The organism is Rubrivivax gelatinosus, assembly GCF_004340905.1.
In the GTDB taxonomy this organism is placed as follows: domain Bacteria; phylum Pseudomonadota; class Gammaproteobacteria; order Burkholderiales; family Burkholderiaceae_C; genus Rubrivivax; species Rubrivivax gelatinosus.
The window spans coordinates 80,923-99,545 of record NZ_SLXD01000009.1 but is presented as its reverse complement, the minus strand read 5'-3'; the positions used below and the strand labels follow the sequence as shown (position 1 = coordinate 99,545).

Sequence of the window (18,623 nt, the reverse complement as noted above, 5' to 3'; positions counted from 1 at the left end):
CCCGCCATCGTCGGAGGTCACGATGGCCGTTTCCGTCTTCGACCTCTTCAAGATCGGCATCGGGCCGAGCAGCAGCCACACCGTGGGGCCGATGCGCGCCGCGCGGCTGTTCGCCTCGCGGCTGGCGCACGAAGGCCTGCTGGAGCGCACGGCGCGGGTCGCCGCGCAGCTCTACGGCTCGCTGGGCGCCACCGGCAAGGGCCACGGCAGCGACACCGCGGTGCTGCTGGGCCTGGCCGGCCACGAGCCCGACACGGTGCCGATCGACGAGGTGCCGGCGCTGCTGGCGGCGATCCGCACCGGCGCCCGGCTCGAACTGCTGGGCCGTCAGGCGGTGGACTTCGTCGAGAAACGCGACCTGAAGTTCCACCGCCGCGAGACCCTGCCCTTCCACGCCAACGGCATGGCCTTCGCCGCCTGGGACGCCGCCGGCGCGCTGCTGGCCGAACGCCGCTACTACTCGGCGGGCGGCGGCTTCGTCGTCAGCGACGAGGTCGTGGCCGACGGCAGCCGGCACCCGGTGATCGCGCCCGACACGACGCTGCTGCCGCACCCCTTCCACACCGCCGCCGAGCTGCTGGCGCTGACCACCGAACTCGGCTGCGACATCGCCGGCGTGATGCGCCGCAACGAGCGCCACTGGCGCACCGACGCCGAGATCGACGCCGGCCTGCTGGCGATCTGGCAGGTGATGCAGCAGTGCGTGGCGCGCGGCATGCGCACGCGCGGCACGCTGCCCGGCGGCTTCAAGGTGCGGCGGCGCGCGCCCGACCTGGCCGAGGCGCTGCAGGCGCAGCAGCCCGAGGGCACGCCGGCCGACCCGCTGGCGGTGCTCGACTGGGTGAACCTCTTCGCGCTCGCCACCAACGAGGAGAACGCCGCCGGCGGCCGGGTCGTCACCGCGCCGACCAACGGCGCCGCCGGCATCGTGCCCGCGGTGCTGCACTACTACATGCGCTTCGTGCCCGGCGCCAGCGAGCGCGGCGTCGTCGACTTCCTGCTCACCGCCGGCGCCATCGGCCTGCTCTACAAGGAGAACGCCAGCATCTCCGGCGCCGAGGTCGGCTGCCAGGGCGAGGTCGGCGTCGCCTGCTCGATGGCCGCCGGGGCCTTGTGCGCGGTGCTCGGCGGCAGCCCGGCGCAGGCCGAGAACGCCGCCGAGATCGGCATGGAGCACCACCTGGGCCTGACCTGCGACCCGGTCGGCGGCCTGGTGCAGATCCCCTGCATCGAACGCAACGCGATGGGCGCGGTGAAGGCGATCAACGCCGCACGCATCGCGCTGCGCGGCGACGGCACGCACAAGGTCAGCCTGGACCAAGTCATCAAGACCATGCGCGAGACCGGCGCCGACATGCTGACCAAGTACAAGGAAACGGCGCGCGGCGGCCTCGCCGTCAACATCGTCGAGTGCTGAGGCCGCCGCGAGCCGCCAAACGCGAGGTCGCAGACCGAGTCAAGCGTATGGGAGGCCGGCGTTGCGCCCGGCCCTCAGCGCGCGCTTTCATCGGATTCCACCGGGTTACGGCCCTTGATCTGACTGCCTGACGGGCGCATCCTCGCCGGAGCGCCGTAACGGCGTCGTCACCACGACGACGATGCCGGCGCCGCGCGCCACCCTCCACGAACGACAGCCGCCACGAGCGGCGCACACGAGGTAGACGGACATGAAGCACATCCCCATCCGCACGCTGGCGGCCGCCGCCGCATGGGCCGCCTGTGGCGTGGCCCAGGCCGGCGAAGTCGAGGTCCTGCACTGGTGGACCAGCGGCGGCGAAGCCAAGGCCGCGGCGGCGCTGAAGGCCACGATGCAGGCCAAGGGCCACACCTGGAAGGACTTCGCGGTCGCCGGCGGTGGCGGCGACTCGGCGATGACGGTGCTGAAGTCGCGTGTGGTCTCGGGCAACGCCCCGGCCGCGGCGCAGATCAAGGGCCCGGCGCTGCAGGAATGGGCGGCCGAGGGTGTGCTCGCCAACATCGACGACGTCGCCAAGGCCGAGAACTGGGACGCCGTGCTGCCCAAGGCCGTGGCCGACGTGATGAAGTACAAGGGCAGCTACATCGCCGCGCCGGTGAACGTGCACCGCGTGAACTGGCTGTGGGCCAACCCGGAAGCCTTCAAGAAGGCCGGCGTCAAGGTGCCGACGACCTGGGACGAGTTCTTCGTCGCCGCCGAGGCGCTGAAGAAGGCCGGCATCATCCCCGTGGCGCACGGCGGCCAGAACTGGCAGGACTTCACCACCTTCGAGAGCGTGGCGCTGGGTGTCGGCGGCACCGAGTTCTACCGCAAGGCCCTGGTGCAGCTCGACCCGGCGACGCTGAACAGCCCGACGATGGAGAAGGTGCTCGCGACCTTCAAGCGCGTGAAGGGCTACACCGACCGCAACGCCCCGGGCCGCGACTGGAACCTGGCGACCGCGATGGTCATCAAGGGCGAAGCCGGCATGCAGCTGATGGGCGACTGGGCCAAGGGCGAGTTCGTCGCCGCCGGCAAGCTGCCGGGCAAGGACTTCGTCTGCGCCCCGGCCCCGGGCACCGCGCAGGCCTTCACCTTCAACATCGACTCGTTCGCGATGTTCAAGCTGAAGAACGCCGAGAACACCAAGGCGCAGAAGGCGCTGGCCGCGGCCATCATGTCGCCCGAGTTCCAGGAGGTGTTCAACCTCAACAAGGGCTCGATCCCGGTGCGCCTGGGCATGAACATGGACAAGTTCGACGACTGCGCCAAGCTGTCGTCCAAGGACTTCGTCGCCACGTCCAAGAGCGGCGGCCTGGTGCCGTCGATCGCCCACGGCATGGCCGTCGCCCCGGCCATCGAAGGCGCGATCAAGGACGTCGTCAGCCAGTACTGGAACAGCGACAAGATGAGCGCCAAGGACGCGATGACGCGCATCGCCAACGCCGCCAAGGCCCAGTAACCCCGCCGTAGAACCGGCGCGCCGCGTCCCCCGCCAGCGGGGCGCGGCGCGCCTGCCGCCGCCTCCATGGTGTCTTCATCGCCCGCGGGCGCACGCTGGCTGCCCAAGCTGGTCGTCGCGCCGTCCTTCGTCCTGTCGTTCCTGTTCATCTACGGGCTGATCGCCTGGAACGGCTACCTGTCGCTGTCGGCCTCGCGGCTGCTGCCCAACTACGAATTCGTCGGGCTCGAGCAGTACGTGCGCCTGTTCGACAACGAGCGCTTCCACGTCGCGCTCGTCAACATGGGCATCTTCGGCACGCTGTTCATCGGCGGCGCGATGGCCCTGGGCCTGCTGCTGGCCATCCTGCTGGACCAGAAGATCCGCGCCGAAGGCCTGCTGCGCACGATCTACCTGTACCCGATGGCGATCTCGTTCATCGTCACCGGCACGGCCTGGAAGTGGATCCTCAACCCCGGCCTGGGGCTGGAACACGTGGTCCAGCAATGGGGCTTCGAGAGCTTCAGCTTCGGCTGGCTGGTGGACCCCGAGAAGGCGATCTACTGCGTCGCGATCGCCGGCGTCTGGCAGAGCGCGGGTTTCGTGATGGCGCTGTTCCTGGCCGGCCTGCGCGGCATCGACGACTCGGTCATCAAGGCCGCGCAGGTCGACGGCGCGAGCCTGCCGCTGATCTACTGGCGCATCGTGATCCCGACGCTCAGGCCCGTGTTCTTCAGCACGCTGATGGTCGTCAGCCACCTGGCGATCAAGAGCTTCGACCTGGTGATGGCGCTGACCGCCGGCGGCCCCGGCTACGCCACCGACCTGCCGGCGACCTTCATGTACGCGATGGCCTTCTCGCGCGGCCAGATCGGCCTGGGCGCGGCCAGCGCGACGGTGATGCTGGCCACGGTGGCCGCGATCGTCGTGCCCTATCTGTACAGCGAACTGAGGGCCAAGCGATGAGCCGCCACGCCGTGCAACGCGCCCTGCTGTGGGCGGCCCTGCTGCTGTTCGCGGCCTGGTTCCTGACGCCGCTGTACGTGATGGTCACCACCTCGCTGAAGGACATGGACCAGGTGCGCGCCGGCAGCCTGCTGTCGCTGCCCACCAGCCCCAGCCTCGAGGCCTGGGCGCGTGCCTGGGGCAGCGCCTGCACCGGCACCGACTGCGGCGGCCTGAAGCCCTTCTTCATGAACTCGGTGCTGATGGTCGTGCCGGCGGTGCTGGTGTCGACGGCGATCGGCTCGCTCAACGGCTACGTGCTGTCGAAGTGGCGCTTCCGCGGCAGCGAGACGATGTTCGCGCTGATGCTCTTCGGCGTGTTCATGCCGATGCAGGTGGTGCTGCTGCCGATGAGCCAGGTGCTCGGCTGGCTGGGCATCGCCAGCTCGATCTGGGGCCTGATCCTGGTGCACGTCGTCGCCGGCATCCCGAGCACGACGCTGTTCTTCCGCAACTACTACGTCGGCCTGCCCGACGAACTGATCAAGGCCGCGATGCTCGACGGCGCCGGCTTCTGGAAGATCTTCACCCGCATCGTGCTGCCGCTGTCCACGCCGATCCTCGTCGTGACGCTGATCTGGCAGTTCACCAACATCTGGAACGACTTCCTCTACGGGGTCGTCTTCTCCGGTGCCGACAGCAAGCCGGTCACCGTCGGTCTCAACAACCTCGCCAACACCTCCAGCAGCGTGAAGGAATACAACGTCGACATGGCCGCGGCACTGATCGCGGCCCTCCCCACCCTCTTCGTCTACGTCGTCGCGGGCAAGTACTTCGTGCGCGGCCTGACGGCCGGCGCGGTGAAGGGCTGAACCATGGGAGCCCTTTCCATCCGCTCCGTGCGCAAGGCCTTCGGCAAGACCGAGATCCTCAAGGGCATCGACATCGAGGTCGAGGCCGGCGACTTCCTGATCCTGGTGGGCCCCTCGGGCTGCGGCAAGAGCACGCTGCTGAACATGATCGCCGGCCTGGACGCGCCGAGCTCGGGCCGCATCCACATCGACGGCCGCGACGTCACCGACGTGCCCAGCAAGGACCGCGACATCGCGATGGTGTTCCAGAGCTACGCCCTGTACCCCAACATGGACGTGCGCCAGAACATCTCCTTCGCGCTGGAGATGCGCAAGGTGCCCAAGGCCCAGCGCGAAGCCGCGGTGCAGCGTGTCGCCAAGATGCTGCAGATCGACCACCTGCTCGACCGCAAGCCGGGTGCGCTGTCAGGCGGCCAGCGCCAGCGTGTGGCGATGGGCCGGGCGCTGGCGCGCGACCCCAAGCTGTTCCTGTTCGACGAGCCGCTGTCCAACCTGGACGCCAAGCTGCGTGTCGAGATGCGCGCCGAGATCAAGCTGCTGCACCACCGCACCAAGACGACCACGGTCTACGTCACGCACGACCAGGTCGAGGCGATGACGCTGGGCGACCACATCGCGGTGATGAAGGACGGCGCCGTGCAGCAGCTGGGTTCGCCGCACGAGATCTACACCCGGCCGGCAACCCGTTTCGTCGCCGAGTTCATCGGCTCGCCGGCGATGAACATGGTCCTCGCCCAGCGCAGCGCCGACGGCGGCCTGACGGCGGGCGGCCACACGCTGCCGCTCAACGCCGCGCAGCGCCAGGCGCTGGCCGGCGGCAGCGGTGACGTGATCTACGGCCTGCGGCCGGAGAACGTCTGCCTGGGCGAACAAGGCCTGCCGGGCGAGCTCGTCATCGTCGAGCCGACCGGCCCCGAGACCTACATCACCGCCAACACGGCGGCCGGCAGGCTGACCGCGCGCCTGCCCGGCACCGCCGAAGGCCAGGTCGGCGGCACGGTGCATCTGCACTGGGCGGCCGAACACGCGCACCTGTTCGACGCGGCGAGCGGCAAGCGCATCGGCTGAAGCGGGGGAGTTGACGATGTGTCCCGGCTCTCGCCGGGAGTCGCACTACAGATCCATCCCGGCCCCCCGCTGCCGCAGCCACGCTTTGCGCTCGCGGTAGTCCGGCATCACCTTGTCCACCTCGTTCCAGAAGAGGTCGGTGTGATCGCGGTGGTGCATGTGGCACAGCTCGTGCACGACGATGTAGTCGGTGATCTTGGGCGGAGCCATCAGGCACTTCCAATGGAAGTGCAGGCCTCCGCCAGGCAGGCTGCTGGCCCAGCGGTAGCCCAGATCCTTCACCTGCAACGGGCCCGGCTGCACGCCCACGCGCGGCGCGAAGTGCTCGACTCGCAGGGCGAGGCGCGCCAGGCCTCTGGCGACGTAGAAGTCGCGGAAAGCGTCCTGAGCGGCCGTCTTGCCGCCCTGTTCCACCACGCTGCGCAGCAGGCAGAAGCGGCCGTCCTTCAGCTTCAAGGGCGCGTCCTGCTCCATCACCAGCAACAGGCGGTAAGCGCTTCCCAGGTACAGGAAGCTCTCGCCATTCACCCATTCGCGCAGCACACGCGTGGCGTTCAGGTCGCGCCATTCGGCCAGGTTGCGGTAGATCCAGTGCCTGCGGCTCAGCACGGTCTCGTCCACCTGCTCGGGCGTCATGCGCGCGGGTGGACGCACGGTGACACAACCGTCGCGCTCGATGACGATGTCGGTGGTCTGGCGCGCCGTGCCGGGCAGCAGGCGGTACTCGATGTCCTTCACCTTGCGGATGATGGGTACGGCATCAGCCTGCATCGTTCGCGGCCTTCAGCAGTTGGTCGTGGCGGTTCTTCGCCAGCTTCATCACTTCCACGGCCACACGCTCGCGCTGCGTCAGCACGACCTGCAGCCCGGCACGGGCGATTGCAGCCTTGATCTCGCCGCGCAGGCGCTTCTGCTTGTCGGCGCTCTGCCAGAAGTCGATGCTGCGGATGCTGTCCTGCAGCAGTTCCACCAGCGTGGTCATCAACACCTTGAAGGCCGGCAGGTCCGCCGCCACGACGCCAGTACCGCCATAGGCGACGCCGGCCAGGTGCTCGTAGAAGGTGCTCGCCTCGGTGCCCAGGCCTTGCACGCCCTGCTTGCGGCCGGCCACGGCTTCGGCGCGCAGCTCCTGCAGCTTCTCCACCAGCAGGTCCCACTCGTCATGGTGACGCTCGATCAGCGCGTCCACCTTCTCCGAGAGCTTGTTGTAGAAGGCCGGGTCTTCGTCGTGGTGCACGGTGCAGTGCTTGCGGATGGCATGCTCCATCTCGCTGGCCTTGGCCTCGTCGTTGCCCCCGGCGTGCTGCTGCAGCCGCTGCAGGAAGTCCTCGGCCAGCAGTTCCACCGGCGGCACCCGGGGGTTGATGCCCAGGCTGATCAGGTGCTCGTTGATCAACGCCTTCACCTTCCCGCCCGCGTCGCCCAGCTGCAGGCTCTCGTCCTTGTAGCGCTCCTTGGCCACCTGCAGGATGTAGCCGAAGCGCCTGGCCGGCACGCGGAAGGCCTGCGCCGAGGCGTGCGGCAGGACGATGTCCAGGCTCATCAGGAACTTCTTCAGGTAGACCTCGAAGTCGGCCCGATAGCGTTCGTCGGCCAGCGCCTTCACGGCCGCATGCACCACCGCAGCGTCCTGCCGCACGTCGCCCAGCCTGCCGGTCACGAATGCCTCGATGCCATTGACACCGCGGGCATCGAAGTGCTGCAGCAGCCGCTGGTAGCGCTCTTCGAGCACCGGCAGTTCGGTGCTGATGCTTTTGAGCCCGTCGTGCAGTTCCTGCAGTTCGTCGCTGGCGGTGTAGAGCGTCAGCGCCTCGGTCAGGTGGTTGGCCAGGCCGATGTAGTCGACGATGTAGCCGCGCTGCTTGCCGCGCTTGACGCGGTTGGTGCGCGCGATGGCCTGCAGCAGCGTGTGCTCGCGCAGTCGCTTGTCGATGTACATCACCTGCTCGATAGGCGCGTCGAAGCCGGTAAGCAGCATGTCGCAGACGATCAGGAAGGCGATGCCGGTGTTGGCCCTGTCCGGATCATCAAGGTCGAAGCCCTTGCAGAAGTTCTCCACCGCGTTGAGCCGCGCGGCCTGCCTGCGGGCGTGGGTGATGTAGGCCGCTTCGTTGCTGCCGTCGGACGACACCACCACCGCCGTCTTCAGGAAGGCCAGCCGGCGCAGCAGTTGCGCATCCGGCTGCGCCTTCGCCTGCTCTTCGCCCAGGCGCTCGGCGATGGCGGTATCGATGCTCTCCTGGTAGCGCACGCAGGCCAGCTTGGAATGGCACACCACCTGGGCCTTGAAGCCGTTGGGCAGGATGTTGTCCACGTAGTGCCGCACCAGATCACGCGCGATGGCAGCGATGCGCGCCTTGGCCTCCAGGATGTCGCCGGTGGCGCCGTACTTCCTGCGGATGGCGGCCAGTTCCTCCTCGCTGCGGTCTCTGAACAGGTCCTCGAACTTCTCGTCGAAGGCGTGCTTCTCGTTGAGCGCGCTGTCGGCCGTGCGGCCTTCGTACAGGATCTGCAGCGTGGCGCCGTCGTTCACGGCGTCCAGCAGCTTGTAGGTGTCGATGTACTCGCCGAAGCGCTTGTGCGTCTTGCGCTCGCCATGGCGTTCGGTGATCAGCGGCGTGCCGGTGAAGGCCAGGCGCGTGGCATTGGGGAAGGCTTCGAACAGGTTCTCGCCCAGGTCCGAGCCCTGGGTGCGGTGGGCCTCGTCGATCATCAGCACGATGCGGTCGCCGGCATTGACCACGCCGAAGGTCTTGCCCGCCGGCATGGCCCGGTAGCTGCCCAGCGCCTCGGCCACGGCGTTGCCCAGCACCGGCTCGCGCTCCTGGAACTTGTGGATCATCACCATGCTGATGTCCGAGCTGTCGCTGGCCAGGTGGCGCCGCAGGTCCAGCGTGCTGGCGATCACGTTGACGCGCCCGCCGATCAGCGTGGCCGTCGCGCCCAGCTGTTCCTCCAGGTCCTGCCGGTCGTTCACCAGCACGATCTTGAAGTCGCTCAGGTCCTGGCTGGCGCGCAGCATGCGGGCCACGAACACCATGGTGAGCGACTTGCCCGAGCCCTGCGTGTGCCACACCACGCCGCTGCGTTCGGCCGCCGTGCGGCCGGCGCGCAGCCGCTGCACGATCCTGCCGGCGGCGCGGAACTGCTGGTAGCGGCACACCACCTTCACACGCGCGCCGGCGTCGGTGTCCATGAACACCGTACAGGTACGCAGGATCTGCAGCAGGTTGGCCGGCAGCAGCAGGCCCGCCACCAGCTGCTGCTGCGGGTTCAGGCCGGACCTGGCGGCATCGTCGGCCGGGTACAGCGTCTTCCAGGCATAGAAGTGCTCCTCGCCGGAGCTGATGCTGCCGTAGTCCGCCTCCAGCCCGCTGCTGCGCACCAGCAGCAGGTTGCTGTGGAAGAGCCTGGGCTCGCCCTCCTTCAGGCCGGCGGCTTCGGTCTCGGCCCGCCTGCGCATGTAGCGCTGCAGTTGCTGATGAGCTTCCTGCATCGGGTTGGCACAGGTGGCGGACCCCTTCTTGCACTCCACCACCGCCAGCGGGATGCCGTTCACGAACAGCACGATGTCCGGCACGATGAACTCGCGCACGCAGCCCGGCGTGGCGATGCGGAACTGGTTGATGGCGTGGAAGCGGTTGCGCTCGGGGTGGACGAAGTCGATCAGCCGGACCACCGGGTCCACCTCGCCGGTGGCTTCGTTCACGTCCACCTGCGCCTTCAGCAGCAGCTCGTGCACGGCCTGGTTGGCTTCCAGCAGCGTGCGCAGGGGCTGGCGGAAGAGCTGCGACTCCAGCTCGTCGAGCTGCCGGTCGGTGAGCCAGGGGGTACCGTCGCCGGCAACATCGGGCAGGGTATTGAGAGCGCGCACCGCCTCCCGGAACACGCCGGGCAGCCACCAGAGCCGGAAGCTGGGGCGCAGGCTGGACGCAGCGTCATGCGGCAGTTGCGGGCCCTGGTCGATGACGGTCCAGCCCTGGGCGGCCAGCTGCGCCAGGAAGGGCTGTTCGACTTCGGTGTACTCGCTCATGACGGGTCACCGGCCGGGTGCGCCTGCAGCCATTGGCGGCCCTGGTCCGTGAGGCGGTAGCGCTGCCTGCTGCTGCGGGGCTTGTCGGGCAAGGTCATGGCCATCCAGCCGCTGGCCAGCGCGGGCCCCAGGTAGGCTGCACGGAAGTGGTCTTCATGGCGCAGGCCCAGTGCATCCTGCAATTGCTGGCGAGACATCTCGCCGACGATGGCCCGCAGCAGGCGAGCGACTTCCCCGGTGACTTCCCCGGTGACTTCCCCGGTGACTTCCCCGGTGACTTCCCCGGTGACTTCGGGCGCCGCCGCCTGCGCCAGCGGGTGCACCGGCAGCCGGATCACATACGCCGCCCGGTCGTCGTCGGTCTCGAACACCGGCGGCGGCGAGCCATTGGCAGCCATCGCCTTCAGGATCTTGGGCACACCGGTGCTGCGCCCTTCGGTGAGCTGCAGCTCCTTCAGGAACTCGCCGATGCGGCGGTTGCGGTAGCGCCGGCTCACGGCCCGGCCGGCCTCGAAGTCCGCCAGGCGGATGGATCGGTCGGGCCCGGGAAAGCTCAGGATCGCCAGTTCGTCGCGGCTGATGCGCACCTCCACCGGCTCGCGCTCTTCGTACGAACGGTGATAGACGGCGTTGACCAAAGCCTCTTCGATGGCCACGTAGGGGAAGTTCCAGACCCGCGTGGCTTCGGCCCGGTCGGGGTGCTTCAGCACGGTTTCGGTGAGGTAGTTGCGCTGGATGTAGGCCAGCGCCTCGCGCGTCATGCGCGCCAGCGGGCCCTTGAAGGTCTTTTCGTCGAAGCGGTCGCCGCCGGCACCCTCGGGGAACCACACCACGTCGATCTGGGTGCAGGGGAAAAAACGGTCCGGCGCTTCGTTGAAGAACAGCAGCCCCACGTTCTTCGGCCAGGGCGCTTCGCTGGGCCCGCCCACCACGTTCATCTGCCGCCCGAGTTCGGCCAGGGACAGGCCGGAGGCATCGTCGGCCAGCGCGCTGCCCACCTCGTGTAGGTACGCCAGCATCAGCGGGTGCGACAGGTCCTCCACCCGGGCCTGTTGCGCCAGCCGGTCGTCCCAGGGCACGTTGGCCGCCAGGCCCAGCAGTTCCTGCTCGTCCTCGCCCTTGGCTTCGACGGTGCTGCTGTAGCGGCGGATGTAGTAGTGCCAGCTCTTGTGTCTGGCCGCCACGGACGCCGGCGCCTTGTAGGGCCGGTTCATGCCGCCAGGCGCCTGCAGCACGATGAGGTGGCGGCCCTGCACCTGCACCACGCTCAGCAGCGGGAAATAAGGCGGCTGGATCAGCTGGCAGGCCGCGAGCAGCTCGCGCTGGATCCTGTCCAGCTGGTTCTCGGCCAGGCCAGCCGGCGGGAAGATGGGGCGGCCAGCGGCGTCGCAGTCCTGCCCGATGACCACGTAGCCGCCGCCCAGGTTGGCGAAGTCGTTGGCAAAGGCGCACAGCGTGCGCAGCACGGCGTCGGGGTTCCAGCCGGCCTTGTATTCGATGCGCTCACCTTCGACCGTGCGCTGCTGCAGCAGGTCGTCGAGCTTGATCGGCAGCGTGGCGGGCATGGCCGGAGTGTGGCTCAGGCGACGGCGGGTTCGGGCTCGTGCAGCGGCACGCGGACTTTGCCGGTGAGGAGGTCTTGCATCAGGCCTTGTTTCTGCATGCGGAGCTTTTCGATGGCGCGCCCCAGCCCAAGCCGATATGCGTTGGCCGCACTGATCTGCTGGACGATTCGCGCCTGCTCATCAAGCGGCGGCAAAGCGATCGGGTAGTTGCGCAATTGCGTTGCGTTGATCGACGCAAGATTCGTCGACTGCTTGGAACTGATCAAGAAGTAGCGTTTGCCGTATGCGGACTCGGAGTGGAAAGCCAGGTACTCCGGCAACAGCGAAGCTCGATTGGTACGCACACGGAAGACATGATTCTGGTGAATGCAGTTCTCGATTTCACCGCCCCAGACCGTGCCTCGACCAAGTTTGTCGAAGTCACCACCTTCATTCATCAGGACATCGCCCGGCAGCAGTCGCAGCTGCTCGAGCACGGAGGGCAGAACACAGATGGGTTTGACCTCGGCGAGATCAAGATAACCGTCCTGGACGTTGGCCACGCGGAGGTAAGGCACGGTGACACCGGCTTCCGGCCCCTTGCCTCCCAGCGTCACGCCGCTGACGATCTGGGCGAGTTGGCCCAGTGGGACCCACCGCCAGCCCATCGGGAGATTTTGGGCCGCCGGCCCGATGTGTCCCGTATCGTCCACTCCCCGCGTGAACAGATCGTGCATCAGCCCGGCCTTGATCTGTTTGTGCTTCTCGATCAGCCCTTCGGTGGCTTCTATGGCGGTGTCGAGGCTGGCGAGGATCGCGGCGATACGCTGCTGCTCCCGCAGGCTGCCGGGGATGCGAACCAGGTGCCCCTCGAGATCCGAGCGGACGATGCCATTGATACTGGTGCCCTGGTTCAGCTTCTTCAGTTCCTCAAGCTCGCGAGAAAGAAGGTGATAGGCGAACCCCACATCGGCACGAGTTCGATCGAGGTAGACGCCGGTAACGTCCTGGCTGATTGCGATGTCAAATGGCGCGATGGCCAGCTTTCCAACCCCCGTCCTGGTGACCACTAGCAAGTTACCCGCCCTGACCACGGAAGCGGGGCTTGATCGAATACCGAGGTCCGTCACGAAGCGCCGGATTTCGCCTATCCCGTGCGTAGTGAAGTCTGCGCCAGTCACCCACGGAGTCTTACCGCCCCAGTACGACGGAACATCGGTCGATGGCGTCCCGCCATTGACCACTCGCTCGCACAGATCGCCAAACGAGTGCTCTCGCCAGCCTCGCGGAAGCAGCTCACTCATAGCCAAGCTCTGAAAGAAACTCAGAAAGAACGCGAGCGGACCGACTTCGCTCACCTTCCAACTCCGCCGCCGTCACCGCGTACTTTCCCCACAAGTTCTCGATTGCCACCACACAAGCCCGCCGATCCGCCCGCAGGTACTGCGCGTAGGTCTCCATCAGCACCGCCTGCAGTCGCCGCAGGATCACCTGCCGCGCCTCGCCGCGGCCGATGCGCTGGCGCGCCTGTTCCACCAGTTCGTCGCGGTTCTTCTCGGTGCTCTTGATGCGCGCCTTCAGTCCCTTGGCCTCTTCCTCCAGCGCCTTGTGCCGTGCCAGCAGCGCGTCCAGCCGGTCGGCTTCTGCCTGGTGAGCCGTCCAGTCGCCGAAGTCGCGGTCCTTCTTCGCCAGCTTCACCAGCCCCTTGGCTTCCTTGAGCTGCGCCTTCAGGTCCTTCACCTGCTCGGGCGGCAGCACGCCGGTGCCGTCGCCGTCCTCGAAGTCTTCCTCGCCCGCCGCGGCGAACAGCGCCTGCAGCTCGGCCAGGCGCGCGTGCTGCTGCTCCAGTTCGGCCAGCACCTGCGGGAACTGGCTTTGCAGGATGTCCTGGTCGGGGATCAGCTCGGCGCCCCAGCCGCTGGCGGCGATGGACTTGAAGTCGGCCGACAGCTGCTTGTAGAAGTTGGCGAACGCGCCGCGCACCTGGTAGCGGGTGAGCAGATGCTGGCCACCGAACACGCGCTCGATGCTGTCCAGCAGCGTGGCACGCACCGCATACACGTTGTGTGGCGCACCCTGCTGCTTGCCGGGGTCAGGCGCCAGCGCGTCGATCACCGGCAGCTGCTGCCGCCACCAGACTTCGAGCTGGGCCATGAACTCGGCATGGCGCTGCTGCACGCCGGGGTGCTGCGCCACCAGCGGTTGAACAGCCCGCCTGTCGGCCAGCGCGGGGCTGAAGTCGGCATAACCGCGGTGCACGCCCTCACCCCGGCCCTCTCCCGGTGCAAGAGGGAGGGCGTCAGCAGCGCGCGGCACGAAGCAGCTTTCACGCAGGCCAGGGTAGTTGCTCCAGAAGTGCGCCAGCGCGGCAATCTCGGTCACCGGCACGCCGCCGTGCAGGTGGGCGCGCACGTCGTGCGGCTCGGGCGGCGGCGCGTTGTCCACGTAGCGGCGGATGTTGCAGTTGCAGTCCTCGGCCAGGATCTCGGCATAGGGCACGCGGCGGGCGTAGGCCGGCACGTCCTGGCCGGCGCGGTACACGTGCACGATCTTGTCGATGTCTTCGGGCCGCAGGTGGTTCTGGGCCTTGCCTTCGCGGTACTCGCGGTCGGCGTTGATGAACAGGGCGTGCTCGCGGGTGGCGGCACCGGCCTTGTTCAGCACCAGGATGCAGGCCGGGATGCCGGTGCCGTAGAACAGGTTGGCCGGCAGGCCGATCACGGCCTCGAGCACGCGGCGCTCGATGAACTGCCGGCGCACCTCGCGCTCTTCGCCGCCGCGGAACAGCACGCCGTGCGGCATCACCGTGGCCAGCTTGCCGTCGGACTTCAGCACCGCCAGCATGTGCTGCACGAACATCAGGTCGGCCTTCTTGCCCTTCTCGGGCAGCCAGACCGCGAAGCGGCCGGGGAACTTGATGTCCTTCTTGATGTAGTTCTGGCTGAACGGCGGGTTGGCCAGCACGCGGTCGAAGCGCTTCAACTGGCCGTCTTCGTCCTGGTGCTGCGGCTCGCGCAGCGTGTCCTGCTGGCGGATGTCGGCATCGGGGATGCCGTGCAGCAGCATGTTCATCTTGCAGATGGACCAGGTGGTGCCCATCTTCTCCTGCCCGAACAGCGACGTGTTGGCCGCGTTGCGGCCATGCTCGCGCAGGTAGTCGCGCACCTGGATCAGCATGCCGCCGCTGCCACAGGTAGGGTCGTAGACGCGCATGCCTTCCTGCGGGTCGCAGACCTCCACGCACACGCGCACCACCTCGGCCGGGGTGTAGAACTCCCCGGCCTTCTTGCCGGCCTGGTCGGCAAAGTCCTTGAGCAGGTATTCGTAGGCCGCGCCGAGCAGGTCGGGGAACTCGAAGTCCTCGTCCTTCAGCGGAATCTTGTCGAAGTTCTGGATGAAGTTGACGAGCGTGTCGTCGTCCAGCGTGGTGGAGCCGATCTTCTTGTTGAAGTTGATCGTGCCCTTCAGCACGTCCTGCAGCGCGTCGGCGTTGGCCTCTTCCAGCGCCTCCAGCGCCTTGTTGAGCATGGAGCCGACGTTCACCTTGATGTGCTTGAGCGCCGGGTGGCGGATGCCGGTCTCGGGGTCGGTCCAGGGCGTGTTCCAGCGCGCGCGCGGCGGCACGTAGAAGAACTGGCCCGAGTACTGATCCGGGTCCTCCAGGCTGTAGTCGATGTCGGCCTGGCTGGCGCCCTCGTCGGCGCCTTGCTGGCGGATCTCGGCCTGGCGCTGCTCGAACAGGTCGCTGGCGCGCTTCAGGAACAGCATGCCGAAGACGTACTCCTTGTACTCGCTGGCGTCCATGTTGCCGCGCAGGTCGTCGCAGGCGGTGAGCAGCAACTGCTCCAGGCGGGCCAGGGTGAGGCGTTGGTGAGGCATGCGGTCGGGAGGGGCGGATCAAGAAGTACAGCCGCTGATTCTCTCAAGCGCACGCAGCGCCGAGAGGGATGCCGTCAAAGTCATCGGCGCGCAGTGCGCCCCAGCACGGCCCGATACCCACGCACCAGGAAGAAGGCCGCCCTCGGGCGGCCTTCTTCTTTCAGTCGCGGTCGGCGCTCGCCCCCGCCGGCAGCACCCCGCCGCCCGGTTCGACCGCCGGCGCCGGCTTCGGCCTGCGCTCGCGCACCAGGTAGCTGTAGAGCACCGGCACGACGACCAGCGTCAGCAGCGTCGAGGTGATGACGCCGCCGATGATCGCGCGGCCCATCGGCGCCTGGATCTCGCCGCCGTCGTTGAAGGCCAGCGCCAGCGGCAGCATGCCGAAGACCATGGCCGCGGTCGTCATGACGATCGGCCGCATGCGCGTCAGCCCCGCCTGCAGCAGCGCCTCGTGCACGCTGGCGCCGTCGCGCCGCGCGTGGTTGGCGAAGTCGACGAGCAGGATCGCGTTCTTCGTCACCAGGCCCATCAGCATCACCAGGCCGATCATCGAGAAGACGTTGAGCGTCGAGCCCGAGACCAGCAAGGCGATCATCACGCCGATCAGCGACAGCGGCAGCGAGGCCATGATCGCCACCGGCTGCACGAAGCTGCCGAACTGGCTGGCCAGCACGATGTAGATGAAGATCACCGCCAGCGCCATCGCGCCCAGCATGCCCTGGAAGGCCTCGTTCTGGTCCTTGGTCTGGCCGCCAACGTCGAAGCTGAAACCCGGCGGCAGCGAAGTCTCGGCGATCAGCTTCTGCACGTCGGCGCCGACGTCGCCCGCCGGGCGGCCCTGCACGCCGGCGAAGATCGCCTCGCGGCGCTGCAGGTTCTGGCGCCGGATGACCTCCGGATTGACCACCGACTCGATCGAGGCCACCGCGTCCAGCGGGATCGGCGTGCCGTCCTTGGCGAACGCCACCGGCAGCTTGCGCATCTGCTCAAGCTGCTCGCGCGAGGCCTGCGGCAGGCGCAGCAGCACCTCGACCTGCTCGCCGTCGGGCGTCGTCCAGTAGGTCGCGGCCTCGCCGTTGACGTAGGCACGCAGGCTGGACGCCAGCTGCGGCGCCGTCAGGCCGAGCTCGCGCACCGCCGCCGGCAGCAGACGCACCGCGTAGGCCGGCACGCCCGGCTTGACCGAGAGTTCGACGTCGGCGATGCCCGGGATCTTCTTCACCTTCTCGGCGAAGTCGCTGGCCACGCGCGCCAGGCCCTCGGGGTCGCTGCCGAGGATGGCGACGTAGATCGGGCGGTCGAAGCCGACCGAGGTCTCGATGCCCGGGATCGCCGCGATGCGCTCGCGCATCGCGTCCTCGACCTGCTTCTGCGTGCGCGAGCGCTCACGCCGGTCGAGCAGGCTGATGTTCAGCACCGCCTGGTTGCGGCCGGTCGACAGCCCCGCGCCCTGGCCGCCGACCGTGGTGGCGACGTTCTTGACCTCGGGGAAGGAGGCGACGATCTCCTCGACCTGGCGCACCTTGGCGTCGCTGCGCTCCAGGCTGGAGCCCACCGGCATGCGGATCGACAGCTGCGTGAAGCCCTCGTCGGTCTGCGGCACGAACTCCGAGCCGACCAGGGGCGCCAGCATCAGCGCGCCGACGAAACTCGCCCCGCCGGCGGCCATCACGACGCCTCGCGGCGTCAGCGTCGCCCAGCGCCAGCGGCGGCGCTGGCTGCGGTCGCGCAGGCCGTCGGCGCCGAAGGGCCGCGCGAAGGCCGGCACGCCGAACAGGCGCCAGCGTTTCGGGCCGAAGGCCCAGTGGATCAGGCGCTCGTAGACCGTGTGCAGCAAGTCCATGCCGCGGTCGACGCCGCGCAGCATCGCGCCGATGACCGGCAGCCGCGCCAGGCGCGCCGACGGCGGGTCGCGCCAGACGCTGGACAGCATCGGGTCGAGCGTGAAGCTGACGAAGAGGCTGACCAGCACCGCGACGACGACGGTGATGCCGAAGGGGTAGAAGAACTTGCCGATGATCCCGCCCATGAAGGCCACCGGCACGAACACCGCGCACAGCGCGAAGGTCGTCGCCATCACCGCCAGGCCGATCTCGCGCGTGCCTTCGTCGGCGGCGGTGTAGTGGTCCTTGCCCATGTGCACGTGGCGCACGATGTTCTCGCGCACGACGATCGCGTCGTCGATCAGCAGGCCGATGCACAGCGACAGCGCCATCATCGTCATGAAGTTCAGCGTGAAGCCGAAGGCGTGCACGGCGATGAAGCTGGAGATCACCGCGATCGGCAGCGTCAGCCCGGTGATGACCGTGCTGCGCCACGAATGCAGGAACAGGAAGACGATGGCCACCGTCAGCAGCGCGCCTTCGATCAGCGTGTGGCGCAGGCCGACCAGCGAGCCCTTGACCCAGTCGCTGGCGGCGTAGACGAGCTCGAGTTTGGTGTCCGGCGGCAGCGTGCGGCCGAGCTCGTCCATCGCCTCCTTCACCTTCTCGCCGGTGGCGACGATGTTCGCGTCCTGCTGCTTGAAGACGTTGAAGTTGATCGCCGTGCGGCCGTTGAGCCGGGCGAAGGAGTCGGGCTCGCGCTCGCGCTCGACCAGCCGGCCCAGGTCGCCCAGGCGCAGCGGCAGGCCGTTGCGGTGGGCGACGATGACCTGCTCGAACTGGCGCGGGTCGCGCACGCGGCCCTCGACGCGCAGGAGGGCGTCGGCGCGATCGTTGCTGAGCAGGCCCACCGGCTCGTCGGCGTTGGCCTCGTCCAGCGCGGTAGCCACCTCGGCTGGCGTCACCGCGTAGGCGCGCAGGCGCTCGGGGTCCAGGTCGATGCGCACCTCGCGCAGCGCCAGGCCGCTGACGTCGACGCGCGCGACGCCTTCCACGCGCTGCAGCCGCCGGCTGACCACCTGGTCGGCCATGATCGACAGCTCGCGCTGGCTGCGCGTGTCCGACAGCAGCGCCAGCGCGACGACCGGCTGCGAGTTCTCGTTGTCGAAGCGGTTGATCAGCGGCGGCTCGGCGTCGTCGGGGAAACGCGCCTGGGCGGCGGCGACGCGGTCGCGCACGTCCTGCATCGCGCGGCCCATGTCGGTGTCCAGCGTGAACTCGATGCTGGTCTGGCTGCGGCCCTCGAAGCTGCGCGAGGTCAGGCGCTTGACGCCGGCGATGCCGTTGACCGACTCCTCCAGCGGCTTGGTGACCTCACGCTCCACCGCCTCCGGCGAGGCGCCCGGATACGACACCTCGACGTAGGCGCCGGGCAGCGCGATGTCGGGCATCTGCTCGACGCCCAGGCGGACGTAGGAGAACAGCCCCAGCACGCACAGCGCGACCATGACCATGGTCGCGAAGACGGGGTTGCGGATCGCGACGCGGGTGATCCACATGCC

At 68.3% G+C, this 18,623-nt stretch carries 11 protein-coding genes; 5 read left to right on the top strand and 6 right to left on the bottom strand.

Going from position 1 to position 18,623, the window contains the following annotated elements:
* Positions 1 to 22 precede the first annotated feature (22 nt).
* From EV684_RS14760 to EV684_RS14740, 5 genes are all read left to right on the top strand, one after another.
* On the top strand, positions 23 to 1,417 hold the full coding sequence (locus EV684_RS14760; RefSeq protein WP_132648052.1) for an L-serine ammonia-lyase: 1,395 nt from the start codon (positions 23 to 25) through the stop codon (positions 1,415 to 1,417).
* 250 nt (positions 1,418 to 1,667) lie between these two features.
* Positions 1,668 to 2,918, top strand: coding sequence for an ABC transporter substrate-binding protein (locus EV684_RS14755; RefSeq protein ID WP_132648051.1), 1,251 nt, complete (start codon positions 1,668 to 1,670; stop codon positions 2,916 to 2,918).
* A 66-nt stretch (positions 2,919 to 2,984) separates the two neighbouring features.
* Complete coding sequence (locus EV684_RS14750) at positions 2,985 to 3,863, top strand: carbohydrate ABC transporter permease (protein WP_132648050.1); 879 nt, start codon at positions 2,985 to 2,987, stop codon at positions 3,861 to 3,863.
* Positions 3,860 to 4,714, top strand: a complete 855-nt coding sequence (locus tag EV684_RS14745; protein WP_132648049.1) for a carbohydrate ABC transporter permease — start codon at positions 3,860 to 3,862, stop codon at positions 4,712 to 4,714. The genes EV684_RS14750 and EV684_RS14745 overlap by 4 nt, the downstream gene beginning before the upstream one ends.
* A 3-nt stretch (positions 4,715 to 4,717) precedes the next feature.
* Positions 4,718 to 5,782 (top strand): ABC transporter ATP-binding protein, encoded by a 1,065-nt coding sequence (locus EV684_RS14740; RefSeq protein ID WP_132648048.1) that lies wholly within the window; start codon positions 4,718 to 4,720, stop codon positions 5,780 to 5,782.
* Positions 5,783 to 5,827: 45 nt separating this feature from the next.
* Here the strand turns inward: EV684_RS14740 and EV684_RS14735 are convergent, their stop codons facing one another.
* The 6 genes from EV684_RS14735 to EV684_RS14710 form a co-directional block, all read right to left on the bottom strand.
* A complete protein-coding gene (locus EV684_RS14735; protein WP_132648047.1) occupies positions 5,828 to 6,553 on the bottom strand; it encodes a M48 family metallopeptidase in 726 nt (241 codons plus the stop codon).
* Positions 6,543 to 9,815, bottom strand: coding sequence for a type I restriction endonuclease subunit R (locus tag EV684_RS14730; protein ID WP_132648046.1), 3,273 nt, complete (start codon positions 9,813 to 9,815; stop codon positions 6,543 to 6,545). Before EV684_RS14730 ends, EV684_RS14735 begins: the two co-directional genes overlap by 11 nt.
* Positions 9,812 to 11,380: a Fic family protein gene (locus EV684_RS14725; protein WP_132648045.1), complete on the bottom strand. Its 1,569-nt coding sequence runs from the start codon at positions 11,378 to 11,380 to the stop codon at positions 9,812 to 9,814. The genes EV684_RS14730 and EV684_RS14725 overlap by 4 nt, the downstream gene beginning before the upstream one ends.
* A 14-nt stretch (positions 11,381 to 11,394) precedes the next feature.
* The gene (locus tag EV684_RS14720) at positions 11,395 to 12,663 is read right to left on the bottom strand and encodes a restriction endonuclease subunit S (protein ID WP_165908497.1); all 1,269 of its coding nucleotides are present in this window, start codon (positions 12,661 to 12,663) and stop codon (positions 11,395 to 11,397) included.
* Positions 12,656 to 15,238 (bottom strand): type I restriction-modification system subunit M, encoded by a 2,583-nt coding sequence (locus EV684_RS14715; RefSeq protein WP_132648043.1) that lies wholly within the window; start codon positions 15,236 to 15,238, stop codon positions 12,656 to 12,658. Before EV684_RS14715 ends, EV684_RS14720 begins: the two co-directional genes overlap by 8 nt.
* Positions 15,239 to 15,398: 160 nt before the next feature.
* Positions 15,399 to 18,620, bottom strand: a complete 3,222-nt coding sequence (locus EV684_RS14710) for an efflux RND transporter permease subunit (RefSeq protein ID WP_132648042.1) — start codon at positions 18,618 to 18,620, stop codon at positions 15,399 to 15,401.
* Between the last annotated feature and the right edge of the window lie 3 nt (positions 18,621 to 18,623).

Bases quoted from the DNA above. Each gene is read 5' to 3' on its own strand.
- EV684_RS14715 (WP_132648043.1), bottom strand. From the start codon at position 15,238: ATGCCTCACCAACGCCTCACCCTGGCCCGCCTGGAGCAGTTGCTGCTC.
- EV684_RS14710 (WP_132648042.1), bottom strand. From the start codon at position 18,620: ATGTGGATCACCCGCGTCGCGATCCGCAACCCCGTCTTCGCGACCATG.
- EV684_RS14755 (WP_132648051.1), top strand. From the start codon at position 1,668: ATGAAGCACATCCCCATCCGCACGCTGGCGGCCGCCGCCGCATGGGCC.
- EV684_RS14750 (WP_132648050.1), top strand. From the start codon at position 2,985: ATGGTGTCTTCATCGCCCGCGGGCGCACGCTGGCTGCCCAAGCTGGTC.
- EV684_RS14730 (WP_132648046.1), bottom strand. From the start codon at position 9,815: ATGAGCGAGTACACCGAAGTCGAACAGCCCTTCCTGGCGCAGCTGGCC.
- EV684_RS14720 (WP_165908497.1), bottom strand. From the start codon at position 12,663: ATGAGTGAGCTGCTTCCGCGAGGCTGGCGAGAGCACTCGTTTGGCGAT.
- EV684_RS14745 (WP_132648049.1), top strand. From the start codon at position 3,860: ATGAGCCGCCACGCCGTGCAACGCGCCCTGCTGTGGGCGGCCCTGCTG.
- EV684_RS14735 (WP_132648047.1), bottom strand. From the start codon at position 6,553: ATGCAGGCTGATGCCGTACCCATCATCCGCAAGGTGAAGGACATCGAG.
- EV684_RS14740 (WP_132648048.1), top strand. From the start codon at position 4,718: ATGGGAGCCCTTTCCATCCGCTCCGTGCGCAAGGCCTTCGGCAAGACC.
- EV684_RS14725 (WP_132648045.1), bottom strand. From the start codon at position 11,380: ATGCCCGCCACGCTGCCGATCAAGCTCGACGACCTGCTGCAGCAGCGC.
- EV684_RS14760 (WP_132648052.1), top strand. From the start codon at position 23: ATGGCCGTTTCCGTCTTCGACCTCTTCAAGATCGGCATCGGGCCGAGC.